This window comes from Kerstersia gyiorum (genome assembly GCF_048595715.1).
Classification (GTDB): Bacteria; Pseudomonadota; Gammaproteobacteria; order Burkholderiales; family Burkholderiaceae_B; genus Kerstersia; species Kerstersia gyiorum.
This window is the reverse complement of sequence record NZ_CP169556.1, coordinates 3,831,535-3,857,204: the sequence shown is the minus strand read 5'-3', so window position 1 is coordinate 3,857,204 and position 25,670 is coordinate 3,831,535. Positions and strand designations below refer to the sequence as shown.

Here is a 25,670-nt window from a genome sequence, read left to right as displayed (position 1 = left end):
CTTTCGGTGACGCGGCTTCAATCGCTATAGATTGACCGGATCTGTTCCACCGGCAACGCCAGCGGACGATTCTGCGGCTCGAAGGCATAGCGCAGATACAGGCCGCCGGTGAACTGGCGATAGTCCTTGGCGTTATCCAGCCCAAGATGGCCGCCGAAGAAAAGCTGTGGCGCCACCTGGTACTCCATCGCCCCGGAGAAGTTGTATCCCACGCCAGTCTTGGACTGTCCGGCATAGCGCGCCCGGGCCGCGTCGTCACTCAGGTCTGCCAGCGATGCCATGTTCTGCGCCGCCTCGTAGGCAGCCAGCTGCCGCGCGCTGCTGGTCGGGAAGTAGTTGGCCGGGTCTTCCTTGAAGTGCTGCAGGCCGATGCTGCCGGCCACCCGATAGCTGAGCCGCTCGGTACGCTGCGACCAGTCTATCGGCACGGACACGGATACGAAGTTCTGCGGGCTGAAGTACCCTCCATGGCCATAGGTGAAGAAGCGCCGGTTCTTGCCATAGCCCATGCCGGTGACGTTCACACCGGTGGTCAGGCGCGCATCCTCTTCGTCCATCAGGTGCACGTACATGCCGCCGCCGCCCTCGATGCGCGTGTTGCTCGCCACGTTGTGACCAGTCAGGTAATGATACGAACCATAGCCATAGAAACCATAGCCGGGCTCGGGTTCGTAGGTCAGATCCACCCGTCCGCCGGTTGCCACGACGCCCCCCCATTTGTCGCCAGTGCGCTCGTCCTTGGTACCGGCATAGGACAGCACACTATCCGTGACCGGACGGCGCGATGCCGTGGCCTTGTAGGCGAACTCGTCCCCCAGCGGCCCCTGGACCGACAGGCCTCCGACAATATTGTTCTCCTGGAAGCCCAGCGGCGTCGTGCCAATATCAGCCTTCAGGTAATCATTTTCATACTTCAGCGCCAGGCCGACCCCTTCCTGGCTCTGAGAACCAGGCGAAACCGGACGGCCGCCGGATTCCGCGATCAGATAGGACTCATAGGCCGCCTGCGGGCCCCCGCCAAAGCGGCTGCTGGCATCATAGGTCGCCAGGCTACGCGCCGTTTCCGGCGTGCCGGCGTCTATGCTGACCATCGTGGCGTTGACGGAAATCTTGCCGTCGCCCAAGGGCATGCTGGCTTCGATGGGAACGCTGTATTCGTCCATCTTGCCCAGGCCTTTTTCGCCATCGCGCTGGCGTGTCGATACTCCCATGGCAATGGTTGGCGTGCGCTCCTGCTTGAGTTCTTCGAACTCTTCGTTCAACGAGCGCGGCCGTCGTGCGGCAACCGGCGCTGCGCCGGGCGCTTCGTCGTATTGCCAGCCTGAATCCTGCCCCTGGCCGGCGGATGCGCCATAGGAACTATAAGCACCATAGGCGCCGGCCGGTGCCATCGCCGGGGCATTATTCATGGCCAGTGGCTGCGATGCCGGCACCTGGGATGGCGCCTGTGCCGCCCGTGCCGCTTGCGCCGGCAGGGCAACGGCGGCATTGGCGGGCAGGTTGCGGGTACCCGGGGCACTGGCCGCACGGCTTGCCGCAGGCGCAGCTGCCTGGGCCTGGCCGCCCGCACCATAATTCCAGCCCGGGTTACCTGCCACGGCAGCACCAGCCTGCACCGGTGGCGGAATATAGGCTGCGCCGGCAGCATAGGGCACGCCCTGGAAGGCAGGCGCGCCGCCAGTCCGCGCGCCCTGGTTATAGCCGGGAGCCGGCACGGCCATCGCCGTTGCCGCAGCGCCGCGGCGGAACGGATTGCCGCCGGTACCGCCCTGGGCATTCGCGAAGCGATTGCCCGCCGCTGACCCCGAATTGCCACGCCGCTGCGCGGCGACAGCCTGGTCGTAGTATTTGACTGCCTGGGAATTCTTGCCCCGGGAACGGTAATAGCGTGCGGCCGTAGACAGCACGTCATAATCATCAGGCGCCTGCTTGAGCGCGTTTTTCAGCGCGGATTCCGCATAACGGTAATCCTTGGCCTGCTCGGCCACCATGGTAACCGCCAGCAAGGTTGGCACGTCTGCCGCATTGATCTCCAACTCGTCCTTATAGATGGCCAATGCATCGTTGTAGTCGCCGTTGTCAGCGTACATGCGCGCCAACGCGCTGCGGGCATCCTTGCTGACGGGCTGTTCCTGCAACAGGGGCTGCAGCACGTCGTAAGCCCCTGCCAGGTCACCGGACAGTCGCAAGGCATCCGCCTGGCGCACCACATAGGCATCACGCAGGGATTTGAAGCTGGCCTGGTCGGCACGCGACAACGGCTGCGACGACAACTGCTGCAAAATGCCCGCCAATTCCGCATCCTGCCCAGTCTTCAACAACACCGCTGCGTATTGCAGCCACAAGCCGGGCGGCGGTGCGACCGACCCCACGATGGCCTGGCGCAGCAGTTCCGTCGCCACAGCCGGCTGACCGACATCGGCATAGGCGCTGGCAATCACCCCCAATAAATCCGTGTCACGCCCGGCCACGCCGCGCAGCTCCGAAAGCAGTTGTTCAGCCTGCTGTTGCTGGCCTTGCCCGGCCAGCGCCAGGGCACGCTTGCTTTGTTCATGAACCCAGGCCTGCTTGTGCAGGTTGGCCAGATCCGTATTGCGTTCGTTGCCCGGCACGCGCTCCAGCAGTTGCAATACCGTGCGCCAATCTTCCTGGGCAGCGGCAAACAAGGCGCAGGCATGCAAGGCATCCGCGGTCGGCGTTCCGCTGCTCAGCAAGGCCTGCATCAGGCCCTGGGCCTGCTCGGCCTGGCCGATGTCCATATAGAGCCGCGCCAGTTCAAGCCGTATCCACGGATTCGTCGGGTCATTCGCAATGGCGCGTTCCAGTGCAACCTTGGCGCTTTGCACATCGTTCTGCTGCAAGGCCAGACGTGCCTGCCGCATGGCTTCCTCGGCGCGCAGCGCCCCCAAGTTGCCCATGCCTTCCTGCTGTTCCGGTGTCAGCCGAGCCACCAACTGCATGGCTTCCTCGGATTTGCCGACCTGCGGCAACACGGTAATCAGGCCACGCAAGGCATCGGGCTGGTCCGGTGTCTGCTTGAGAACGTTGCGGTACAGTGTTTCGGCAGCGGGATAATCTCCCTGGATGTACAGCACATCTGCCAGATTATTCTGACCAGTGGGTTCCTGGCGGTCTATGCGCACGGCCTGGGTCAGCAGGCGCTGCGCCTCGGACAGGCGATTGTCGGCGCGTGCCTTGTCGGCCCCCCGCACCAGGGACCAATACGTTGCGCTATCCAGGGCCTCTTTCCAGCGCCCCGCGTTGCCACGCTTGGATGCCTGGGCAAGCAAGACCTGAGCTTCCTCGAAATTCTTCTGCTTGAGACGCACCAGCCCCAGCCCGCCCTGGGCATCGGCATCATTGGGGCGCGCGCCCAGCACGGACTTGAATTCGATTTCCGCATTGACCAGGTCATCCTGGTCCAGCAAGCGGAAACCGGCAGTCGTGCGGTCGCGGTAGGGATCGCGGTTGACGCGCTGCGCCGCCTGCTGCGACTGCTGGCGCTCACGGCCAGCCTCTGCCACCTTCTGGCGTATGCCCTGGTCATCCGGATAGGCGGACAGGTAGGCGTTGTACAGACGCACGTCGGCCGGACTGCCGCCCAACCATTCAAGCGCCTGACGCCAGGCCTGGCGGGCCTCATCGCGCACGGCGGGCTGACGCGTCAGTTCTGACAGGCGGCGTATGCCTTCGGCACGGGTAGAGTTGCGGTAGGTCAGATGACGCGCCAGCGCCAGGGCCTTGACCGGATCATTGGGGTTGGCCTGCGCCAGCCGCTCGAAGCCACGCCGGGCTTCTTCCCAGCCATCGGCGCTGCCGCCCAGTGCCTGGTAATACTCCATGGCCAGTTCGCCGCTGGGCGCCTGGCCGCCAAACACCTGACGGTATTCGTTGGCGGCTTCTTCCACGCGCCCCTGTTGCGCCAGGTTGCGCGCCGCTTCCAGCTGGCCACGGCTGCCAGCCAACTGAATGCTCTGTTCCAACTGACGCACCAGGGCGCTGCGCGGGTGGGCGCTGCGCAACTGGCGCAGATAATCTTCGGCCAGGGGCACATCATTGTCATCCAACGCGAGTTGAGCCATACCCGCCAGCGCATCCGGTTGTGTCGGGTCGATGCGCAACAGCTTTTCCCAGCTTTCCTTGGCTCGCACAGTATCGTGGCGGCCCTGCCAATAGCGGCTCTGCTCTATCAGCACCTGCACCGGATCCGTGGCCTGCTGCGCCATTCCGGGCACGGCATACCCAAGGACGGCTGCAACGCAGAGGCGACTGGCCAAGCCGGTGGCACGCCTGTTTTTCCTGGGTTTGTTCTTGACAGACATCGTCATACGCTCAAAGAAAGAGGGATTGATCTGACACTATAGACGCGGTGCTGGCGCTGGCTTATTTCCGGGCCAGGACCAAAGTGCCATCGGCCGAAAAATGATACCGCTGATCCACCCAGCCCAATGCGAACAATGCCAGCACCATATCGTAGTAGGGCGGGAAGTTCGCGGGAGTGCCGTCGGCCTGCGGAATCTGCTGCTGCACCCGTTGCCACTGGCGCTGGTAGGCCGGTTCATCCTTGAAGGCCCGCAGGTAGGGGAGCAAGGCGGCCGAGAAACCTACCGGGCCATCGCCTGACACCTCGCCAGTCAGCGCACGCACCTGTTCCGGCGGCCACTCCCGTGATGCCAGGACCCGCCGCATTCCCCCCAGCGCATCAAGCGCCTCCTGGAAGAACGGGTCCCGGGGCGAAGTCATGCCCGCCCACATGTAGCACCGTATGGCATCATAGCTGCCCAGGTCGCCTTTGTAGGGGTCCAGGATGAACATGCCGCCATCCGGCGCACTCGCCTGGTAAGCCACCCAATCAGCAATGAAACCCTGCCGGCAGCACTGCCGCAACAGGGTCATGGAATTGTTGGCGATACCACGCCACGGGCCGGTCGGGTCCGCCCCCGCCAGCCGCCGTAGTTGCGGCAACATCAGATAGCTGGGGTTGAGCCGCCATACCCCTTGTTCGGGATAAGCAAAACCCGTCGGGCCGGGCAACAGCATCTCGCCCAGACCGGGCAAGGTGGCAACTTCCTTTTTCCGCACATTCGCCAGCAACTGCTCGGCAGGCTTGCGCAGCGCCGGGCGCCGCCACAGGCGCGCAGCTTCCAGCAGCGCATAGGCAAACCAGAGATCGGCATCCGAGGCAGAGTTCGGGTCCAGGATGCCCCAGGTGCCATCTTCCCTGCGTCCCCACTGCCAGGCTGGCAGGCGTTCATCCACGCCGCCTTCGAAAAGATTGGCCACACTCCAGTTCCAGATGGCATCGAAACGCGCCTGGTCGCCCGCCACCAACGCAAAGAACATGCCGTATGACTGGCCTTCAGATGTCGAATGCATCTGCGGCACACTGAAATCCACCACTCGCCCATCCGCCTGAACGAAGGTTTCCGCAAAGTGCTGCCACAGCGGCCAGCCTGCGCCTGCCGCTGCCTGGGCGCGGGCTGCCGGCGGCATTGCCAGCCATGGCAAGGCCGCCAGGACAAGCCCCTGGCCCAGGAAATGGCGCCGGCCTGTCCCTGCCGTGGCAGGGCTTCCGTCCTGCCCGATCGCGCCCGCCAGGGCACGCCCAACACGATGGCCCGCGCTCATGGTCAATCTCCCTTCAGTCTGGCCTTGGCCTTCGCCCGCAAAACGGCATAGATCAGGAAGGCCAGCAGCAGGGCGCAGCCCAGTGCCAGCAGCAACATCAACAATGGCCGTGACGACAGATACCACTGGATGTGCAGCAGGAACGGCAGACTGCCCGTGTAGTAGCTGGGTTCGGCCAGCAGGCTGACCACGTCCTTGTCCTTCACGACAACCAGGCTACCCTGGATCTTCGGAATCAGGTCGGTATCCAGCAGGGCTTCCGCCGTCTGCTGCACGGTTCCATTGCGGCCGCTGGAAACCAGCACGACGCTGCGGCCTGCACTGAGCGGGGATTCAAAACCGGCAATGACGCCATCGGTGGAGTCACTGCGATAGGACAGATTGGCGTTCACATCGCGCCGCACCGCTTCCCCGTCACGGTTCCACCAGGCCAGGGCATCGTTGACGAAATCCGCGATGCCGAACCGGCTGGCCTTGCCGTCTTCGGCGGCTGGAATATGGGACGCCCATTCACTCAGCAGCGGCTGGTTCGCGCTATTGCCCAACACCAGCAAATCGCGATCCTGCAGGATGCCAAGGTTATTGCCCTGCGCCACCGTCACACCCACCACTGGATAGCCCGTGGATTCCCCCATGCGGCCCATCAGCGTCAGGTAAGCGGAGAAATCGGAAACCCCGGGCTTCTCCGGCATGACCACCACGGTTTCCGAAAGATCCGCCAGACGCGTGAACGGGAAACCGGTATTGCTGAAAGCCGCCAGGTCCGGCATGGCGATAAAGTGCGAGAAGCCGGAAATATCAATGGTCGAATCCGGCTCTACACTGCCCTTGACGTTATCCAGCACAACGTCGCGGCAGCTGCCCTCTTTCAACGGATCGTAGTAATAGTGGAACTGCAGCTGCGCGCGCGACGGCAGCTTGAACAACGGAATGTCGAACTGTTCCTGAACCGGCTGACCATCTGCCGGCAGGATGCGGTTCACCAACCGATCCAGCGAACTTTCCCCTACCTGGCCGGCTGCGGCCAGGGGATAGGACTTCAGGAACTGATCGCTGACATTGACGTTCAGGCTGGCCTTGTGCGACGACATGCGCGGGGTATAGCGGTACTTGAGATCTACCGGAATCCCTTTGTCGCGCCAGGCAAACAGATCCGGCGGCAAGCGGAAATCAACCCGGATGAGATCCGGCGAATAGCCGCTGACCTGCAGCTCGTCGAGTTCGGTCACCAGTTCACCGAACTTCACCGCACGGTCGGAGCGCAGCCAGTTGGGCGCGTCGTAGGGCAGGCGCGGCTTGACTTGGTCGATGGACGTAATGGTTGCCGTCTGTCCGGACAAGGACACGCCACCCAGCGTCAGCGCCTGGGCGGCCAGCTTGATTTCATTGCTGTCCCGGCCCATCACCAGCAGCAGCTTGCCCGTGCTGTCCCTGGGGTTGGTCACTACCGAGAGCGTAGGGCCGCTGATGTTGGACGGTACGGAAACGCCAGCCAGGCGCTCGCGGCCCGTCATGAAGACGACGGCATTGCCTTGCTCGGGCACGCTGCGTGCAACGTTGAAGCGCGCACCACGATAGGATGCCAGCGCGCCAAACCAGGACGCCGTCGCCCCCGCCGCTTCCAGCACGCCGTTATCAGGCATTTCCGGGAACACGAACGGCAGGTCCAGCATATTGATGTCGCGCCGGTCGAAGAACGGCAAGGGCAGCAGGCTCAGGTCATTCTTGAGCGCCACCGGGATGACATCCAGTGTCAGCACGCTGTTGTTACTGACATTGGCCCACAGGGTCGAATTCAGCGGGTCTTCGCATTCCAGCGTGTAGTGTCCGATCAACTGCACCGCCAGGCGGTTGTAGTCGGCGAAGTTCTGCACAGGAATCGGTATCTGGCGGTCCAGCGCCTGGCCCGCCGTATTCCTGGGCACGGGAATGGTATCGATGACGTCGTCATTGACGATGACCTTCAAGTGCGACAGGTCCGGCAGCAGTGCAGGGGAATACGTATACGACAGGTCGACCTTCGCGCCGACGATGACTTCATCGGAACGGACGGAAAACGGCACGCTGTTGATACCGTCCACGCCACGCAACTGCATGGGATACAGCAGGCCCAGGTCCTTCAGCGTCAGCTTGTAGGTCTTCGTGCGCGTGCTGGAAACCGCACGGGCAACCGGCGTGGCGGCATCCTCCGCAACGGTCGGCGGCACAAAGGGTCCCTGCTGAGCCTGAGCGGCCAGCGACGCTGTCGCCAGCGCCATGGTGGCCAACAGACGGCGGACATTGCTGCGTGAATCAAATTTCATAGACATGGGCGATGGGCCTGCGGCAGGTAAACATTCGGACGGGCGACGATGATGCTCAATCACCGGTTTCCAGCTTGGTGCGCTTGGTTTCGACCCGGTTTCCTTTCACCAGATCGACCAACATATTCTTGGAATGGATGAACAGCAGGGCAATGCCCCTCATGCTGACCCGCAACAACGAGGCCAGCGAAGATAAGGGTTTGTCGCGCTTGAGCTTGCCCCAGAACGTGGTCCAGATATCTGCACGCGCGAACGTCATACGGGCAAATTCCACCTCTTGCTGCGGCGTCAGGTCCACGAACTGCAAGCCAATATTGCGGCCGCGACTGAACACAACCTTGGCGGGCAGGGTGGCTTCTTCATCGTTGCGGTAAATAGACACCATCAGGCGTTCATGCAAGGGCACATCGACGTCATCCGGCAAGCGGATGCCCAGGCCGCCCTGGGAAAAATCGACCGTTTCGCAGGCAATCGTGCCGCCCGACGCAAGCTTGAGCATGGATTTGATCCGCATCGACACACGGTGGCTTTCCCGTACCTGCCTGGTCTCGCTGGCGGCCGCCACGCAGGCGGCCAGCAGCAGCGTGTTGTAGACGATCCAGAACAGGTTGATGGTCAATGTCGCCGTCACGCCGTGCTCGGCGAAGCTGGCGCCGGTGACCAGGTGATAAACGCCGAAGCCCACACCCAGCAGATTGAGCGCCAGCAACACCAGGTAGGGCTTGGCCATGGTCCAGTCGAAATAGGCCTTATCGATCACGCCGCCCTTGGCCGTCACGTTGAACTTGCCCAGTTTGGGATCGATAAAGAAGGCCACCAGCACTGGCCGCAGGATGTACCAGGCCAGGACGGACTCATAGACTTCATTCCAGAAGGAATGCCGGAACTTCCCCTGCACCTGAGAGTTGGTCACCGTAGCCAGCAAAATGTGCGGCACGGCATAGGCAGTAATCATCAGCGCCGAGGCATTGAAAACGTGAATGCCGAACAGCAGGTACGCCAGGGGCGCCGTCAGAAAGATCAGCCGCGGCAAACCATAGAAGAAATGCAGTGCTGCATTGGTATAGCAAAGCCGCTGGGCCAGCTTCAGCCCCTTGCCCAACAAGGGGCAATCCATGCGGAAGATCTGCGCCATGCCGCGCGCCCAGCGAATACGCTGACCAATGTGGCCGGACAGGCTTTCCGTCGCCAACCCGGCTGCCTGGGGAATTCCCAGGTAGGCGGTGTTGTAGCCCAGGCGCTGCATCTTCAGCGCCGTGTGTGCATCTTCCGTCACCGTTTCCACGGCAATGCCGCCGACTTCCAGCAACGGGGCACGTTTGATGACCGCGCACGAACCGCAGAAAAAGGTCGCATTCCAGAGGTCATTGCCATCCTGCAGCAATCCGTAGAACAGTTCGCCTTCGTTGGGCGTCACCCGGAACGTCTGCAAATTGCGCTCGAAGGGATCGGGCGAATAGAACACGTGGGGGGTCTGGATCATCGATAGCTTCGGGTCCTTGAGGAACCAGCCCATCGTGATCTGCAGGAAAGAGCGCGTCGGAATGTGATCGCAATCGAAAATTGCGATGTAGTCGCCCGTCGTATGTTCCAGCGCAGCGTTGATGTTGCCGGCCTTCGCGTGGAAATTATTGTTGCGCGTTACGTGCGTTACGCCAGCTTCGGCGCAGAACTCGCGGAATTCTTCCCGGCGCCCATCATCGAGCACATAGATTTTTATCTTGTCGCGCGGCCAGTCCAGGGCCATGGCGTTGAACACGGTCTGGCGCACGATGGCCAGGGGTTCGTTGTACGTCGGGATGAAAATATCCACCGTCGGCCATTGCGAAACATCGTCCGGCAGGGGCACTGGCTTGCGGTGCAGCGGCCAGGCCGACTGGAAGTAACCCAGCAACAGGGTCACCAGCGCATACAGCTCAGCGATCAGCAGCGTAAAGCCGAAGATGATATCGAGGATATGCTCGAACCCCAGCGTGGAAGTCAGCCGCCAATACATGTACCGCAGCGACGCGGCAATCGACAGCATGATCATCGCAAACAGCGCGATGCGGCCCGGTACCCGACGCAACAGCAGCGACAACGTGATGCTCGCCACTGCGAAAAACGCCTGCTGCCCCAGAGAGAGCGGCACGGTAATGACGAGATAGAACAGGAAGACCGACAGCGCCACAATCGCGTAGCGGACCGGTCGGCTGTTCCACAACGGCAGATCCGCCGCCCGTTCACCCCACGCCGACAGCCTGTCGGCTAGGCTCGGAGTGCTGGGTTTATCGTGAGAAGACGGAGTCGCGTTCATGCGTCAAACTTCCATTCATTCAGGCTGGATCGCAGCCAAGCGGCCGTTAAGCCATTGCGCGCATTCCAGGAAATCATTGGTCGCCTGGCTGTGAGGGGCATAGTCCAGGACACTGCGGCGACAGGCGATGGCCTCGCTCACCGCGGCATCCTTGTGCACGACCCCGATCACGGCACGGCCAAAATTCTGGCGCATCAGGCCAGTAACGTCCTGAGCCAGCTGATTGGCAGCGTCGAACTGGTTCACCAGGTAGCCAGCCGTATCAAAATCGGCCCGATGCTCGCAGTACTGCTCCAGCATATGCTCCATGCTCGGCAAGGTGGCATAACTGGCGGCATCGGCCAGCGTCACCACGACTGCCGCATGGCAGGCCTGCAGGGCATGGCGCATGTAGACGGACGCACCCGGCGGCGTATCCAGCAGCACGACCGCATCATCTTGCAGACCCATCTGGGCCAGCCGGGTACGCAGCCAATCGCCGCCATGCTGCATTTCCGCTTCCAGCAGTTCACGTGCACCATCTTCGATGTAGCCGAACGGCAGCAGGGCAACCCCCGCCTCGGTACTGAGACAGACATCGCGCCAGGGCCGATGCGACAACGCAGCGGTTGCCAGTCCATCGGGAACCGAAAGGTCTACGCCCAGGTGAAAACGTAGGGCGCTTTGCGGGTCCATGTCGACAAGCAACACCTGGTGTCCTGCCCGTTGCAGGGCAACGCCGAGGTTGACGGTGACGGTTGTCTTGCCTACCCCCCCTTTGGGAGATACAACAGAGACTATCTTCATAAGCGATTCAACCGTTGCGCCAGCGAAAACGACGCTTGCCCCTGGGGCTGCGCGTCATCGCTGTCATTCCGGGAAGCCTGCGGCTCCCGCTGAAAAACGTTACGCAGGCCATCCCCCTGTGATACGGGGCCTGCAGCATTCAGGAAAGCAGCGGGCAGGGCAGGTTCACTGCGGGTAGCCGCACCCATGCCATTGTCAACATCGCCAAGAATGCGTGAAAAAACATCCTGCAGCCCATTTCCCTGGGGCCTAGCCGGCGCACCAGCCTTGACCGGTGCAGTCACGGCCTCTTCCTGGCGCAACGCCAGCTTGGCGGCCAGGGAAAAACCGGCAGCACGCGCATCCGGTTCCACCTCCTGGGCAACCGGCTCGCTGGCTGCGGCCAACACCGAAGCAGGCTGTTGCCGCAATTCGGGTTCGGCAGCCCAGACAGCCTGGCGCAGCCCGGGCTGCGGTTCCGTTTCCGGAGCGGCCCAGGCGCCCAAGGATGAAGGCCTGGCGGCAACCGGAGACGTCATTTCAGCCAAGGGAGCTTCAGCCAGCCGGGCAGCGGCGCCATCCTCGCGCACGACGCGGGGCAACTGCGGCTCCTGCCGGCGGCCCAGTGGAATATTCAGCAAAGAGGCGTCCTCGGGCGACCCCGACTTAGCAATGTCCTCTTGCAGGGAAGACAGCAGCGGCCAACGAGCCAATGCCTCACCCGCGCGCTCGGCGCGGTTGATTTCCCTGTAGGCTTTGGCACTGCCGCCAATTTCCTCGAACAGTTTGCTTACGTCGTTGGTATCTTTCATAAGTCGACTTGCCTCTTTGCACTGCAACCGCTGCCTCAGCGAAACAAGCCCGGCGAACGGGCAGGCGCTTGTTGCGCCGCACGCTCCAGCCGGAATTCAACGCTGCCGGTCACATCTATGTCGGACGCCTGCTTGACCATCAGGCGCGGATCCAGCCGCAGGGAAAGGAACCATTGCTGATAAACGCCTTCCAGGAAGGCGGGGCTCCATGAAGCGCTTTTTTCTCCCAGGGCGGCAACCAGCGGCGAAAACCGATGCACGATGCGCAACGCACCGGCAGTTTCCTCGAGCGTAGTTTGCCCCCATTTGAGCTGGGACCAGAACAGATTCATCTGATTCTGCAACGCATCCAGCGTTGTCGCTTCCCCCAACGGTTGGGACTCGGCGAAGCTCTGGCCCACCCGCCGTGCAAACACCCTGGCGTCAGCGACACCAAGCTGTTCAGACAACGCATTGCCAAAAGCTTCCAGCAGCGGACGTACCGAGACCTCCGACTGCAATTCCCTGAAATACTGGACGAACTTAGCTTCCATCTCGCCTAACCTTCTTCTGTATCGTTGCATCTGGCCACATGGCACGTTGCGCCACGCGGTGTTGGAGCGTTTATGGCAGCAACGTTTTCTTCAGCAACGAATCCTGCGAAGAAAGGGAAGCCCCTGCGAGGCTGCCATGAAGCGGCCATCAAAGCAGCATGCTTTCCATGCTTGCGCTTGATCGCCCATCGTGTCTGATGCCAGCCCGTCAAAGTTCACCTGATTACCAGGACAACCTTCACGGAATTATCGACGTTATTTCCTTATTTCCATCATTCATGACGTTAAAACCATGCAAATCATTGCAAAATTACTATAAAAGTAACAATAAATCACATGTAAACGCCAGTCTGCACAAAAAAACGAAGATTTTCCTGGCGATCATGCCAATCTGCGCATAGTCACTAATTGTAAAAGACCGCTATGAATGACGATACGAAACGGCGATAGTTTTGGTTCAGAATCACAGGATTCTGCAAATTGACAACACTTTGAGGCGCTTCCGTTACATTCAAAGTGAAGAAAAGACGTGCCATACCGCACCGGAAATCTGGATATATCTCTAGTCCAATCCGAATACGTCGCGCGTATAGACCTTGCCGGCGACATCAGCCAGTTGCTCCGACCATCGATTGGCCACGATCACATCGCTGCGCGCCTTGAAGCGCGCAAGCATGGGTTCGTTTTCACATCCCATGTAGCTGTCCTGAACCAGTTTGGGTTCGTGAATCAGGACTGATACGCCGGCAGCCTGCAGGCCGCGGATAATATCCTGCACCGCCGACTCGCGGAAATTGTCCGCTCCTTCCTTCATGACCAGGCGGTGAACCCCTACGCACGTCGGCCGGCGCGCCAGGACCGTTTCCAGCACAAACTGCTTGCGCATGGTATTGGCGTCTACGATGGCCCGCATCAGGCAGTTGGGTACATCGGCATAATTAGCCAGCAACTGGCGGGTATCCTTGGGCAGGCAGTATCCACCATAGCCAAAGGACGGATTGTTGTAATACATCCCGATACGGGGATCCAGGCCTATCCCTTCAATGATCTGCCGTGTCTCCAGGCCCTTGATCTGGGCATAGGTATCGAGCTCGTTGAAAAATGCGATACGCATGGCCAGGTAGGTATTGGCGAACAACTTGATCGCCTCGGCCTCGGTGGAATCGGTATAGAGCTCCGGCACATCCTTGCGGCTCGCGCCTTCGCGTAACAAACGTCCGAACTGACGGGCAGCATCGGTACGCGCGCCCACGATAATGCGGGACGGATGCAGGTTGTCGTACAGCGCCCGTCCTTCGCGCAGGAATTCTGGCGAGAAAGTGATGCGCTCATACCCGAATTCCTGGCGCAGCCCTGCAGTAAAGCCCACGGGTACCGTCGACTTGATGATGATTTCAGCGGCCGTGTTGCACCCCAGCACTGTCCGAACCACCTGCTTGACGCTGCGGGTATCAAAACCATTGGTATGGGGATCGTAATCGGTGGGTGTCGCCACGATCACGTAGTCGGCGCTCCGGAATGCCTCGCTGGCATCGCTCGTCGCGCGCAGGGATAGCTTCCTGCTTGCCAGGAAGTCCCTGATATCCGGGTCTTCGATCGGGGAGCGGCCCTGGTTGATGGCCTGGACCTTGCCTGCATCGATATCGTAGGCCATCACTTCGTTGGCCTGCGCCAGCAACACTGCATTGGACAAGCCAACATAGCCAGTCCCGGCTACCGCGATTTTCATAAGCCTCGCCGCCTTTCATCAAGCACCCAACCGGCGGCCGGCCCATGCGGGGACCAACCACCGGTTGTCCTCCCGAAGTTATATCCGTGGCCGATGACGTCAGCATGACCGCGCCAGTGCCGGCGCAACAGACCTATGTGGGGACGGCTGCCACCAGAAAAATGCGGCCTGCTGCCCCAAATGGCTTGCCAGGGCGCTGGATGCTGAACAAGTCCGTGCACAAGCTGTGCATCGATTCTGGATAACTCGGCATCGATGCCTTATCCGAAAATCCATCCACTTTTCATGCCAGACCTATGCATGAAGTTGCGCACATCGATAACGGCATCCAAGTCATTGTTTTTACTGGAATAACACCCATCGATGCACATATCCCCAGGCCTTATCCATTATTACCATCTATATATATAAACATTTATAAACAACAACACCCTGTCTTTTCGGCCCCTGTGAGCCCCTTTACACAGCCAGGAAAAGCTCATAACAGTCATCGACACCACACAAGACATGTACATGCATGCGTTTCAGATCTGGAACACCAACGATGTTGACCCACCGATGGCAAAGCATTCGTTCCAATGAAGCCACTGATATTTTTTCAACCCGTTACGAATACCTTTATTCATGTCTTCAGCTTTTCATGAATCACTCCAACCTCAAAACAGGTATTTCAATGTCCGCTGTATTACCTGAGTGTTACTCGATTGATGACACACATAAAAAGCAAGACAGGTCATTCTCTATTCGATTTATTTGAGATAGATCAAACATGCATCACTCATCCTGGGGAAAAGCCTGTTGACAACCCGTTCATCGATTCTGGACAACTGACGAAAAACGCAAGGATGAAAATTCTATCCAGAATCGATGAACAGGCTGCCAAGTGACTTAGCAACAGCCAGAATGAAGCCTTAAGATGATGATTTAATTGATAAATATCATCTTCGTAGAGTTATCCACAGACACCCATCATTAACCATCAGTTATATATAAAGATATATACAAAACAAGAAAGAACAGGTGCCTCGGCAAAACTGTGCAAGTTAAGGATATGGTTGGTTCAGCACCCGCTGTATGAACAACAGCAGCTGAATACCGTAATAACTATTTCAAGTTAATTTCAATTCTTGACTGTTATCACGGTATTTCATATAGTGAAATAATAAATCGTCAATTTGTGACGCGTCACCGCAAAGATTAATGCTATATTCGGGAAAACGCGGAGTGGATTTTTATTTATATTCTCTGTATTCTGCGTTTGCTGATGTTGTCAGCCGTTTTAAACCCGTTCCCAATTCGATGCTTATTGGGTCTGACTTTATATGGGGCTTTCCTATATAAAAGCATTGGTTTGTTGTATATATTTTTTAATCAGGATACTTATCATGGCTCAAACGGGCAAAGTGAAGTGGTTTAACGCGGAAAAGGGATTTGGTTTCATTACGCCCGATGCTGGTGGTAGCGATGTATTCGCCCATTTTTCCGCCATTCAAGGCCGCGGCTATCGCAGCTTGAATGAAGGTCAAGCGGTTGAATTTGATGTCAAGGACGGCCCCAAGGGTCTTCAGGCAGAAAATATTCAGCCTCTCTGACGTGTCACTTTGAACCGTTTGCCTATTAGGGAGACTGGTTCACTATGCAAACCCATGTTCTCTTGGACATGGGTTTTTTATTTTGGCGCCCAAGGCTTGCCGGAGAATTACGTTCCTGATTCAGGCGCATGTCTTCCGGGTTAGTGTGTGAAACCTAAACCTGGCGATCGATATCGATACCAGGGGTTCTTCTGCTCAAGAACAGCAGGTATCGGTCAGTGCCCAGGAATGTGGTTACTTGCCATCTTTCACATCGGTTGTTCCACGTGAAACATCATCGATAGCTTGATGTGTGTGTATCTGCATTGCCAAGAAATTTTTCTTGCGTGAATGCTGCCATTTTCAATAGCTCGACTTGCTGTAGCAGCTTTTCTCGATTTCTCGCCAAAAGTTTTCACTTACCGATACAGAACCGTTGCAGTGGCTTTTGGGACCCACTTAGGGTTAGGGGGAGTCACGTACGCAACACTGTAGCCACGAAAAGCAATAATTATCTGTACTTGCTGAGTACAGCAGGAAAGGGCCGGCCGCTGTTGCTGCGTGTTGGCTATTTGCCGCATACCTAGGGGTGGGCCCGATATTTTTGTTTTTATGTTTCACGTGAAACACCCGTTACGAGCGACGCGTCTATAATTATTTTTTTAGGATGCTTGTCGCCATGTTCTACCCCACCGAATTTGACGTGATTGTCGTGGGCGGAGGCCATGCTGGCACTGAAGCGGCAATGGCTGCCGCTCGTGCTGGCTGTGCCACGCTGTTACTGACGCACAATATTGAGACTCTTGGACAGATGTCCTGCAATCCCTCTATCGGTGGTATAGGTAAAGGACACCTGGTCAAGGAAGTTGATGCCCTGGGTGGCATCATGGGGATCTGTGCCGACGAAGCAGGCATCCAGTTCCGCACATTGAACAGTTCCAAGGGGCCGGCTGTCCGCGCCACACGTGCGCAGATAGATCGGGTGCTATACCGGCGTGCCGTACGTTATCGCCTGGAAAATCAAGCCAACCTGTGGTTGTTCCAGCAAGCAGTGGACGATTTGATGGTGGAAGGTGACAAGGTTGTGGGAGCGGTTACCCAGCTTGGCATCAAGTTTCGTGCACGAAGTGTGGTGCTGACTACTGGCACTTTCCTGAACGGCCTGGTTCATGTTGGCCTGAGCAATTATTCCGCCGGCCGTGCAGGTGATCCTCCGGCTATTACCCTGGGGCAACGGCTGAAGGAACTGAAGTTGCCCCAAGGGCGCTTGAAGACTGGCACGCCGCCACGCATCGATGGTCGGAGTATTGATTTTTCACGTCTGGAAAGACAAGACGGTGATAGCAATCCCATACCGGTGTTTTCCTATCTCGGAAATGCTGGCTTGCATCCGCAGCAGTTGCCTTGCTGGATCACGCATACGAATAGCCGGACGCATGACATCATCCGTGGTGGTCTGGATCGTTCGCCGATGTACAGCGGCGTGATCGAAGGAATCGGGCCACGGTACTGCCCGTCGATAGAAGACAAAATCCATCGTTTCGCTGACAAGGATTCCCACCAGGTATTCCTGGAACCCGAGGGTCTGGACACAAACGAGTATTACCCTAACGGCGTATCTACCAGCCTGCCTTTCGATGTTCAGCTGGATTTGGTGCATAGCCTGCCTGGTCTGGAAAATGCGCATATCCTGCGTCCTGGCTACGCTATCGAATACGATTACTTCGATCCGCGTGGTTTGCATGCCAGTCTGGAAAGCAAACATATACAGGGGCTGTTTTTTGCCGGGCAGATCAACGGCACAACTGGCTACGAAGAAGCTGCGGCCCAGGGGCTGCTGGCCGGGATCAATGCGTCGCTGAAGGTGAAAGGGGAAGAGGCGTGGGTTCCTCGCCGTGATGAAGCCTATCTTGGCGTGTTGGTCGATGATCTCGTTACCCGCGGGGTGACGGAACCCTATCGCATGTTTACCTCGCGGGCCGAGTATCGCCTGAGCATGCGGGAAGATAATGCCGACATGCGCTTGACCGAAATCGGGCGACACCTGGGCGTGGTTGATGATGAACGCTGGCAGCGTTTTTCCGACAAGCGCGACGCTGTTTCACGTGAAACAATGCGGCTGCGCAAGACGGTCATTACTCCTCGCATCCTCACGCCAGAAATTGCCGAGCCTTTGCTGGGCAAGCCCATTGAAAAGGAATACACGCTGGCAGAATTGTTGCGTCGCCCTGATGTGGACTATCAACGTTTGATGGCTGTGACTGCTGCCGATGGCACTGCCTTTGCGCCGGCCGAACCCTTGACCGAAGACGAAGCCGAGCAAGTATCCATCCAGGTCAAGTACGAGGGCTATATCAATCGACAGCAGGATGAGATACGTCGTCTGTCTACCTATGAAAGCCAGCCTATCCCTGTTGAACTGGATTATGACGCTGTGTCGGGCCTGTCCTTTGAGGTCCGGCAACGCCTGCGCGAAGCTCGCCCGGCCACGCTGGGGCAGGCAGCCCGCATATCCAGTGTGACGCCTGCCGCCATTTCCTTGTTGATGGTGCATCTCAAGCGCATGCATTACCAGAAGAACAAAGCGGAGAAACAGTAATGGTGTCCATGAGTCTGTCTGCGGGAACGGCTGGGCAGGTGATTGCGGTTGGACGCGCACTGGGGCTGGATATCACCGGGCTCCAGGCAGAAACCCTGTGCCGCTATATCGAACTGATGGCGCGGTGGAACAAGACCTACAACCTGACGGCTATCCGCGATCCTCAGAAAATGCTGGTGCAGCATCTGTACGACAGCCTGAGTGTGGTTTCACCGTTGATCCGTCATGCTGGCAGTCAATCCCTGTCCATCATGGATGTCGGTTCCGGTGGCGGTTTGCCCGGCGTGGTGCTGGCCATCATGAGGCCGGACTGGAATGTCGTCTGTGTTGACGCCGTAGAGAAAAAAACAGCGTTCATCCGGCAGGTCTCTGGTACGCTGAAACTCGCGAACTTGTCATCCCGACATGCCCGCATCGAAAGCTTGCCGGCCCAGGCATGCGATATCGTTATCTCTCGGGCTTTTGCTTCGCTTGTGGATTTCACCAGCTGGTCCGGCCATCATGTACGTGATGGTGGCTACATGGTGGCGATGAAAGGCAAAATACCTGTCGAAGAAATCAGAGCCCTGGAGGACAAGGGCGATTGGCTGGTCAAAAGAACGGAAGCGCTGACGGTACCGGAACTGGAGGGTGAGCGTTGCCTGCTGTGGCTACAGGCCGCTCGCGGCATGTCCTCCATGGCCGATCAGGGCACAGCACAAGGAAGTCTCCAATCAGAGCCGCAGGCTCCCCATGATGGTGGTGCCAGCGCCCAGGCTGCGATGCCTGCGTTTGCCACTCGTTCCAGCAAGGAAATCGTTGAATGAAAACAGTGAAGAAAGTCCGGGCGGCGAAAATATTCTGCATCGCCAACCAGAAAGGCGGGGTAGGCAAGACTACCACTGCCATCAACCTTGCCGCAGGCCTGGCGCAGCACAAGAAGAAGGTACTGCTGGTTGACCTGGACCCGCAGGGAAATGCCACCATGGGTAGTGGCGTTGATAAGAATACGCTGAATGAAACGCTGTACCAGGTGCTGATCGGAACGGCTGATATCAAGGCAACCATTGTCTCGGCTGGCGACAGCGGCTATGACGTCCTGCCTTCCAACCGTGAACTGGCTGGCGCCGAGATGGACCTCATGGAAATGAGCGACCGCGAGCAGCGCCTCAAGCAGGCCCTTGCGCAGGTGTCTGGCGATTACGACTTCATTCTGATCGACTGCCCGCCGACCTTGTCCCTGCTGACGCTCAACGGGCTGGCCTGCGCCAATGGCGTGGTGATTCCGATGCAGTGTGAATACTTCGCGCTTGAAGGACTTTCCGATCTGGTGAATACCGTCAAGCGGGTGCATCACAACATCAACCCCGAGTTGCGCCTGATTGGTTTGCTGCGGGTCATGTTCGATCCACGTGTCACGCTGCAGCAGCAAGTTTCGGCGCAATTGGTATCGCACTTTGGCGATAAGGTATTCACTACCGTCATTCCGCGCAATGTGCGTCTGGCTGAAGCGCCCAGTTACGGCCTGCCTGGTGTGGTCTATGACCGCAACTCGCGTGGTGCCAAGGCCTATGTGGCCTTCGGTGCAGAAATGATCAAGCGTGTGAACGCGAAGAGCTAAACAGGAGTTGAGGATGGCCAGCAAAGCTGAGAAGAACGGTGCAGTGAAAACGGTGGCGAAAGCGCCCGCCAAGCGTGCCGCGGCTCGTCCGGCGGCTGCAGCCAAGGCTGCTGCGAAACCCGGGTCCAAGGCTGTTGCGGCAGCCAAGAAGAGCCGAGGGCTGGGGCGCGGCCTGGATGCGCTGCTGGGCGGCGATATACCTGCTCTGGCGGCCATCACCGAGGCGGCTGCACAACCGGCCGCCAAGGCCAGCACGGCGCCGTCTGTGCTGGCCCTGGCCCAGTTGGTGCCTGGCAAGTATCAGCCGCGCACGCGTATGGATGAAGGCGCCTTGAATGAGTTGGCGGCGTCTATTCGCGAGCAGGGCATCATGCAGCCGGTACTGGTGCGGCCCCTGACAGGTGAAAACGCAGGCAAGTATGAAATCATTGCCGGTGAACGCCGCTTCCGCGCTGCAGGCATTGCCGGGCTTGCGGAGGTACCGGTCTTGGTCCGGGAGGTGCCGGATGAGCATGCTGCCATCATGGCGCTGGTGGAAAACATCCAGCGCGAGGACCTGAACCCTTTGGAAGAGGCTCATGGCGTCCGACGTCTGCTCGACGAGTTCGGGCTGACGCATGAGCTGGCTGCCCAGGCAATCGGCCGTTCGCGTTCTGCCACCAGCAATCTGCTGCGTTTGCTGAACCTGGCCGGCCCGGTGCAAACCATGTTGCTGGCGGGCGATATCGACATGGGGCATGCGCGGGCCTTGTTGTCGCTGGATGCCGCGCGACAGATCCAGTTGGCGAATTTCATCGTGGCCAAGGGCCTGACCGTGCGCGAAGCGGAAAAGCTGGTTGCCCGCACGCTGCAGGAAGATGATGGCACCATTCCGGATGCCCGGCGTGCGCGCCAGTCTCCCAGCCGGGATGTGCTGCGCCTGGAAGAGGCACTGTCGGACCAACTTGGTACCAAGGTGACGCTCAAACTCGGCGCGCGCGAACGCGGCAAGATCGTCATTGATTTCCATGGCTGGGATCACCTGTCTTCCTTGCTGGAGAAGCAAGGCCTGGGCAGCGTGTTGGATGCCTGATTCCATGCGCAGGCTTCTGGTGTTGGCCACTGGCGGTACTATCGCGGGTCGCCAGACTGCCGGCGGAGGCTACCGGGCAGGGCAGATCGAGGGCCAGGAATTGCTGGCGCATTCCGGGCTGGATGGCAGCGGTTTGCATATCGACGTGGAAGATATCGCCAGCGTAGGCAGCCAGGATATGAACCAGGCAATATGGCTGCGCTTGGCCCGTCGTATCGAGGCTGCTGCCGTGTCAGGCGGTTTTGATGGGGTCGTGGTGACCCACGGTACCGATACGATGGAAGAAACTGCCTTCTTCCTGTCGCGCGTGTTGGCAGTCCCTTTTCCTGTGGTCCTGACTGGCGCCATGCGTCCGGCTGATGCGCCGGATGCCGATGGTCCGGTGAATCTGCGTCACGCCTTGTTGCTGGCTGCACAACCCGTGCCAGACAGCGCAGGCAATGTGCTGGTTGCGTTCAATGGCAATGTCCATGCGGCGCAGTGGCTCAGGAAAGTATCGGCAAGTGGCCTGGTGGCGTTCGCTTCACCTGGCGCATGTCCGTTGGGCACGTTTATCGGGGATCATATTCGCTGGACGCCTGGCGTGGCCGCGCCTGCAAGCCGCCGCTACAGTTTGCCTGCCAGCGCCGGGGCCTGGCCCAAGGTGGGCGTGATCTATGCCCATGCAGGCATGGAGCCGGAGCAGGTCCGTGCCTGCACGGAGCTGGGATGGGACGGATGGGTGCTGGCAGGGGTAGGCAACGGCAATGCGTCTGGTGCCTGCCTGGCTGTTCTGGCCGAAGCGGCAGAGCGGGGGGCTGTGGTGGTGCGTTCGCGCCGGTGCATCGATGGCTGGGTGACGCGTGCCGCTGAAGTGGATGATGATGCGCTGGGTTTTGTTGCCGCAGGCATTTACGATGTGCCGCAATCGCGCATCCTGTTGATGCTGGCGTTGGCGGAAACGCGCCAGCGCGAGCTCATCCAGCAGCATTTTCTCCAGTGAGCCGGCGCTGCATGCTAAAGGCATGAGCAGGCCGAGTCGCGCAGGGCATACGAGGCCATTACCCGGGGCCAGCGTTTATTGGCTTCGGGCGTATCAGGGAACGACGCGGGTATTCAGGGCATAGGGCCCGTCGCAAAGTTGTTCCTTGAGAAACTCGATGGCGACTTTTACCTTGGCGGAGTTGGCCGATCGGTTGCTGGTGGTGGCCCAGACATCCGCGAATTCCTGGTAGGCCGGCAGTATCTGGATAACGCTGCCGTCTTCGATGTAGCGCGCGATATCCCATACCGAGAGCATGAAAATGCCCAGCCCCCGGATGCCCCAGGTGCGCACGACGTCGCTGTGGTTGGAACCATAGCGGCCATTGACCTTGACGGTTTCCAGCCCCTTGGGGCCGTGCAGGCGCCAGACGCCGAATGCCTGTTCGCGGTCGCGGAACACCAGGCATTCATGCTGGGCAAGATCCGCGAGGCTCTGGGGCATGCCGCGCTTGGCAATGTAGGAAGGCGCGGCGCACAGGATGCGGCGGCTGGGGGTGATGCGATGCGCGATCAGGTGAGGCTGCTTGGGATCGCCGACACGGATATCGATGTCATAGCCTTCTTCCAGGATATCGACGTGGCGGTCCAGCAGTTCCAGCCAGATTTCCAGCTTGGGATAACGCTCTTCCAGCATGGCCAGAATGTGTGCGACATGATGGCGTCCCAGGCGCATGCTGGTGGCGATGCGCAGCAGGCCGGATGGCTCCAGCTTGCTGCTGGCAACCAGCTCCGTCATGGACGTCATGTTTTCTATGATGCGGCGCGCATAGTCGTAAACCATCTCGCCTTCTTCCGTGATATGGATGCGGCGGGTGGTACGATGGAACAGGCGGATTCCCAGCTGCTGTTCCAGTATGGCGATACGCTTGCTGACATAGGCGGGCGACTTCCCGATGTCCTTGGCGGCTGCGGCGAAGCTACCCAGGCGGGCCGCGATGGAAAAAACACGCAGATCCATAAGGGCTGGTTCATTATTCATGATTCGTGTCTTTTGAATTAATGAATTTGGTAATTATATTCGCTTGGGTAGCTATTACACTGGCCTGTTTCCTGATTTTGCATCTGGTTCTGCGCCAGCGCTGCCAGCGCTTATTGCCGCGCCTGGTCCAGACGCTATGCTTACGCGCCAGGCGCCGGCCAGGACCGGCATCCGTTGGCGATCCGGCTTTCCGATAATGGCATGTGCACTGGCGCCGGACTGCGCCCGGTCTCCGGGCCTGGGCTTTTCATTTTTCCTTCACTGAATTCTGGATTTCACTCATGGCAAGCATCCTTGTTATCAATGGCCCCAACCTGAACCTGTTGGGTACGCGTGAACCTGCCGTCTATGGCCATGAAACGCTCGCTGACGTCGAGCGCCTGTGCCGCGAGGAGGGCGCGAAGCTGGGGGTGGAGGTCGAGTGCCGCCAGAGCAACCATGAAGGCGTGCTGGTCGACTGGATTCAGGAAGCGGGCCGCGAGATTGCTGCCGGCCGTTGCATTGGGGTGGTGATGAACCCTGGTGCCTATACGCATACTTCCATTGCGCTGCACGATGCCATCAAGGGCGCTGCCGTGCGCCTGATCGAACTGCACATCTCCAATGTGCATGCACGGGAATCGTTCCGCCACCATTCCTATATTTCGCCCGCGGCGCGCGGCATCATCGTCGGCATGGGCGTTGATGGCTACGCATTGGCCATTCAGGCCCTGGTGCGTTTGCAGGACAAGTAATTCCCGTTCGGGCGAGTGTTGCCGGCTGTCGTTGTAGAGAAAACCCAATATGCGTAGATCGATTGCAACCGTCTCCCTGAGCGGAACCTTGCGGGAAAAGCTGGAAGCCATTTCCGCAGCCGGTTTCGATGGCATCGAATTGTTCGAGAACGATTTCATTCATTTCAATGGCTCGGCGCGCGATCTGCGCAACATGGCTGCTGACCTGGGCCTGACGATTGATCTCTACCAGCCATTCCGGGATTTCGAGGCCATGCCGGCTGAGTTGTTGCCGCGTGGGTTGGAGCGTGCCGAACGCAAGTTCGACATCATGCAGGAAATGGGATGCGGGCTGGTGCTGTGCTGCTCCAATACCTCACCCCATGCCATCGATGATCCAGCCCTGGCCGCAGACCAGCTGGCGCTTTTGGCGGACCGTGCTGCACGCCGCAATCTGCGCATCGGCTATGAAGCGCTTTCCTGGGGGCGCCACGTCAAACTGTACGGGCAGGCCTGGGATATTGTGCAGCGCGCCGCGCATCCGCATCTGGGACTGATACTGGACAGTTTCCATACGCTGTCGCTCAAGGACGATCCCAGTGGTATTGCGGCCATCCCCGGCGACAAGATCTTTTTCCTGCAGATGGCCGACGCTCCGCTACTGACGCTGGATGTCATAGACTGGGCCCGCCATCACCGTTGCTTCCCTGGGCAGGGCCAGCTGGATGTGGAAAACTTCTTCCTGCAGACCTTGCTGGCGGGCTACAGCGGGCCGTTGTCACTGGAAATTTTCAATGACATCTTCCGCGAGACGCCCAATCGCCGTACTGCGCTGGATGCCATGCGTTCGCTGTTGTATCTCGAAAGCTGGGGGCGCGAACGCCTGGCCCGGCCCGAGGCGGACGAAGACCCCGAGAAGTTGAAAGCAACGGCGGCGCGCATCGAGTTGTTCAATCCGCCGCCTGCGCCTGTATTTTCCGGCGTGAGTTTCGTCGAGTTTGCCGTGGATGAAGCGTCGGCGGCCGGGCTGGGGAAAATGTTCGAACGCATGGGCTTCCGGCGCGCCGGCAAGCACCGCTCCAAGCAGGCTATCCTGTATCGCCAGGGCGATGTGGCCTTGATCCTCAATTCCCAGCCCGGCTCTTTTGCTCGCGAGCGTTTTGGCAGTTTCGGCGCCTCGGTGTGTGCCCTGGGCCTGTATACGCAGGACCCGGTAGGCGCGCTCAGCCGTGGCCAGGCCCTGCAATCCGCGCGTTTTGAAAGTCCGGTGGGGGCGGGGGAAATGGTATTGCCGGCGATTGTTTCACCGGGCGGTATCGTCGTGTATTTCGTATCGTCCAGCCTGGCGCCCAATGGCCTGTTCGAGGCCGATTTCGTGCTGGAGCAGGCATCCCAGGCGGAAGCCGGCTCGGCCGCCGCTATTAACGGACTGGATTACCTGGCCCTGGGCATGAATGTCGGCCAGCGCGATACCTGGACCTTGTTTGCACGCTCGGTGCTGGGGTTGAACCAGGGAGACAACCTGCAGTTTGCCGACCCCTATGGCCTGGTGGACATTACCACTGCGGCCAATACGGATGGCAGTCTGAGGCTGGTGCTGAATGTTTCGCAAAGCCTGAGCACCGATACCGCCAGGGCCGCCCAGCAGCAGGGCGGGGTGGCGGTGCATCACCTGGCTTTTTCCAGCCACGACATCTTTGCGACGGTACGTGCCTGGAAGACGGCAGGGGTTGCCATTACGCCCGTGTCGCCGAACTATTACGACGACCTGGCCAGCCGGCTGGATCTGGCGCCGGACTTGCTGGCGCAACTGCGCGAGCACGGTGTGCTGTACGATCGGGATGCCGGCGGCGAGTACCTGCATTGCTACACCGATAACATTGCAGGGCATTTCTTCTGCGAGGCCGTACAGCGCCTGGGCAGTTATGCCGGCGTCGGGGCGCTCAACGCAGCGGCGCGGGTGGCGGCCAGGGCCCAAGCCGGCAACGACTGATAAAGAGCGGCGCTGGCCAGCGGCCCGATTCGGCGTTTGTCGCCGGGCCGGGCC

16 protein-coding genes and 1 pseudogene are annotated in these 25,670 nt (G+C 59.3%); 8 read left to right on the top strand and 9 right to left on the bottom strand.

Features of this window, described 5'->3' with window-relative positions:
* Positions 1-17: 17 nt before the first annotated feature.
* From ACEW7X_RS16955 to ACEW7X_RS16920, 8 genes are all read right to left on the bottom strand, one after another.
* A complete protein-coding gene (locus ACEW7X_RS16955) occupies positions 18-4,226 on the bottom strand; it encodes a cellulose synthase subunit BcsC-related outer membrane protein (protein ID WP_420177453.1) in 4,209 nt (1,402 codons plus the stop codon).
* Between the two features lie 157 nt (positions 4,227-4,383).
* Positions 4,384-5,628, bottom strand: a complete 1,245-nt coding sequence (gene bcsZ, locus ACEW7X_RS16950) for a cellulose synthase complex periplasmic endoglucanase BcsZ (RefSeq protein ID WP_130486343.1) — start codon at positions 5,626-5,628, stop codon at positions 4,384-4,386.
* A gap of 2 nt (positions 5,629-5,630) precedes the next feature.
* Positions 5,631-7,937 carry a cellulose biosynthesis cyclic di-GMP-binding regulatory protein BcsB gene (gene bcsB, locus ACEW7X_RS16945; protein ID WP_420177452.1) on the bottom strand — a complete coding sequence of 769 codons (2,307 nt, stop codon included), beginning with the start codon at positions 7,935-7,937 and terminating at the stop codon, positions 5,631-5,633.
* Between the two features lie 49 nt (positions 7,938-7,986).
* Positions 7,987-10,227: a UDP-forming cellulose synthase catalytic subunit gene (gene bcsA, locus ACEW7X_RS16940; RefSeq protein WP_130486345.1), complete on the bottom strand. Its 2,241-nt coding sequence runs from the start codon at positions 10,225-10,227 to the stop codon at positions 7,987-7,989.
* Positions 10,228-10,242: 15 nt separating this feature from the next.
* Positions 10,243-11,013: a cellulose biosynthesis protein BcsQ gene (gene bcsQ, locus ACEW7X_RS16935; protein WP_068373490.1), complete on the bottom strand. Its 771-nt coding sequence runs from the start codon at positions 11,011-11,013 to the stop codon at positions 10,243-10,245.
* A complete protein-coding gene (bcsP, locus tag ACEW7X_RS16930) occupies positions 11,010-11,804 on the bottom strand; it encodes a cellulose biosynthesis protein BcsP (protein WP_420177451.1) in 795 nt (264 codons plus the stop codon). The genes bcsQ and bcsP overlap by 4 nt, the downstream gene beginning before the upstream one ends.
* A 35-nt stretch (positions 11,805-11,839) precedes the next feature.
* Entirely contained in the window at positions 11,840-12,337 is a 498-nt protein-coding gene (gene bcsD, locus ACEW7X_RS16925) for a cellulose biosynthesis protein BcsD (RefSeq protein WP_068373483.1), read from the bottom strand.
* A gap of 562 nt (positions 12,338-12,899) precedes the next feature.
* Positions 12,900-14,066, bottom strand: a complete 1,167-nt coding sequence (locus tag ACEW7X_RS16920; protein WP_068373481.1) for a nucleotide sugar dehydrogenase — start codon at positions 14,064-14,066, stop codon at positions 12,900-12,902.
* A 1,385-nt stretch (positions 14,067-15,451) separates the two neighbouring features.
* Here ACEW7X_RS16920 and ACEW7X_RS16915 point away from each other — a divergent pair.
* The 6 genes and pseudogenes from ACEW7X_RS16915 to ACEW7X_RS16890 all read left to right on the top strand — a co-directional run bounded on the left by ACEW7X_RS16915 (position 15,452) and on the right by ACEW7X_RS16890 (position 21,890).
* On the top strand, positions 15,452-15,658 hold the full coding sequence (locus ACEW7X_RS16915; protein WP_068373478.1) for a cold-shock protein: 207 nt from the start codon (positions 15,452-15,454) through the stop codon (positions 15,656-15,658).
* Positions 15,659-16,316: 658 nt separating this feature from the next.
* Positions 16,317-18,236, top strand: coding sequence for a tRNA uridine-5-carboxymethylaminomethyl(34) synthesis enzyme MnmG (mnmG, locus tag ACEW7X_RS16910; protein ID WP_068373475.1), 1,920 nt, complete (start codon positions 16,317-16,319; stop codon positions 18,234-18,236).
* Positions 18,236-18,904: pseudogene (gene rsmG / locus ACEW7X_RS16905) on the top strand (16S rRNA (guanine(527)-N(7))-methyltransferase RsmG); the annotation flags it as partial. The gene mnmG and the pseudogene rsmG, both read left to right, overlap by 1 nt.
* Positions 18,905-19,038: 134 nt before the next feature.
* Positions 19,039-19,836, top strand: a complete 798-nt coding sequence (locus ACEW7X_RS16900) for a ParA family protein (RefSeq protein ID WP_130486348.1) — start codon at positions 19,039-19,041, stop codon at positions 19,834-19,836.
* A gap of 13 nt (positions 19,837-19,849) precedes the next feature.
* Complete coding sequence (locus ACEW7X_RS16895) at positions 19,850-20,908, top strand: ParB/RepB/Spo0J family partition protein (protein WP_083969699.1); 1,059 nt, start codon at positions 19,850-19,852, stop codon at positions 20,906-20,908.
* A 4-nt stretch (positions 20,909-20,912) separates the two neighbouring features.
* On the top strand, positions 20,913-21,890 hold the full coding sequence (locus ACEW7X_RS16890; RefSeq protein ID WP_167731927.1) for an asparaginase: 978 nt from the start codon (positions 20,913-20,915) through the stop codon (positions 21,888-21,890).
* A 93-nt stretch (positions 21,891-21,983) separates the two neighbouring features.
* On the opposite strand, the gene ACEW7X_RS16885 is transcribed toward ACEW7X_RS16890, so the two are convergent.
* Positions 21,984-22,910: a LysR family transcriptional regulator gene (locus ACEW7X_RS16885; protein WP_068373466.1), complete on the bottom strand. Its 927-nt coding sequence runs from the start codon at positions 22,908-22,910 to the stop codon at positions 21,984-21,986.
* A gap of 281 nt (positions 22,911-23,191) precedes the next feature.
* Between ACEW7X_RS16885 and aroQ the strand changes: the two genes are divergently transcribed.
* Both aroQ and ACEW7X_RS16875 read left to right on the top strand, forming a co-directional pair.
* Complete coding sequence (gene aroQ, locus ACEW7X_RS16880; protein WP_068373463.1) at positions 23,192-23,644, top strand: type II 3-dehydroquinate dehydratase; 453 nt, start codon at positions 23,192-23,194, stop codon at positions 23,642-23,644.
* 49 nt (positions 23,645-23,693) lie between these two features.
* Positions 23,694-25,616 (top strand): bifunctional sugar phosphate isomerase/epimerase/4-hydroxyphenylpyruvate dioxygenase family protein, encoded by a 1,923-nt coding sequence (locus ACEW7X_RS16875; RefSeq protein WP_068373459.1) that lies wholly within the window; start codon positions 23,694-23,696, stop codon positions 25,614-25,616.
* Positions 25,617-25,670: the final 54 nt, after the last annotated feature.

Bases quoted from the DNA above. Each gene is read 5' to 3' on its own strand.
- ACEW7X_RS16955 (WP_420177453.1), bottom strand. From the start codon at position 4,226: ATGGCGCAGCAGGCCACGGATCCGGTGCAGGTGCTGATAGAGCAGAGC.
- bcsZ (WP_130486343.1), bottom strand. From the start codon at position 5,628: ATGAGCGCGGGCCATCGTGTTGGGCGTGCCCTGGCGGGCGCGATCGGG.
- bcsB (WP_420177452.1), bottom strand. From the start codon at position 7,937: ATGTCTATGAAATTTGATTCACGCAGCAATGTCCGCCGTCTGTTGGCC.
- bcsA (WP_130486345.1), bottom strand. From the start codon at position 10,227: ATGAACGCGACTCCGTCTTCTCACGATAAACCCAGCACTCCGAGCCTA.
- bcsQ (WP_068373490.1), bottom strand. From the start codon at position 11,013: ATGAAGATAGTCTCTGTTGTATCTCCCAAAGGGGGGGTAGGCAAGACA.
- bcsP (WP_420177451.1), bottom strand. From the start codon at position 11,804: ATGAAAGATACCAACGACGTAAGCAAACTGTTCGAGGAAATTGGCGGC.
- bcsD (WP_068373483.1), bottom strand. From the start codon at position 12,337: ATGGAAGCTAAGTTCGTCCAGTATTTCAGGGAATTGCAGTCGGAGGTC.
- ACEW7X_RS16920 (WP_068373481.1), bottom strand. From the start codon at position 14,066: ATGAAAATCGCGGTAGCCGGGACTGGCTATGTTGGCTTGTCCAATGCA.
- ACEW7X_RS16915 (WP_068373478.1), top strand. From the start codon at position 15,452: ATGGCTCAAACGGGCAAAGTGAAGTGGTTTAACGCGGAAAAGGGATTT.
- mnmG (WP_068373475.1), top strand. From the start codon at position 16,317: ATGTTCTACCCCACCGAATTTGACGTGATTGTCGTGGGCGGAGGCCAT.
- ACEW7X_RS16900 (WP_130486348.1), top strand. From the start codon at position 19,039: ATGAAAACAGTGAAGAAAGTCCGGGCGGCGAAAATATTCTGCATCGCC.
- ACEW7X_RS16895 (WP_083969699.1), top strand. From the start codon at position 19,850: ATGGCCAGCAAAGCTGAGAAGAACGGTGCAGTGAAAACGGTGGCGAAA.
- ACEW7X_RS16890 (WP_167731927.1), top strand. From the start codon at position 20,913: ATGCGCAGGCTTCTGGTGTTGGCCACTGGCGGTACTATCGCGGGTCGC.
- ACEW7X_RS16885 (WP_068373466.1), bottom strand. From the start codon at position 22,910: ATGAATAATGAACCAGCCCTTATGGATCTGCGTGTTTTTTCCATCGCG.
- aroQ (WP_068373463.1), top strand. From the start codon at position 23,192: ATGGCAAGCATCCTTGTTATCAATGGCCCCAACCTGAACCTGTTGGGT.
- ACEW7X_RS16875 (WP_068373459.1), top strand. From the start codon at position 23,694: ATGCGTAGATCGATTGCAACCGTCTCCCTGAGCGGAACCTTGCGGGAA.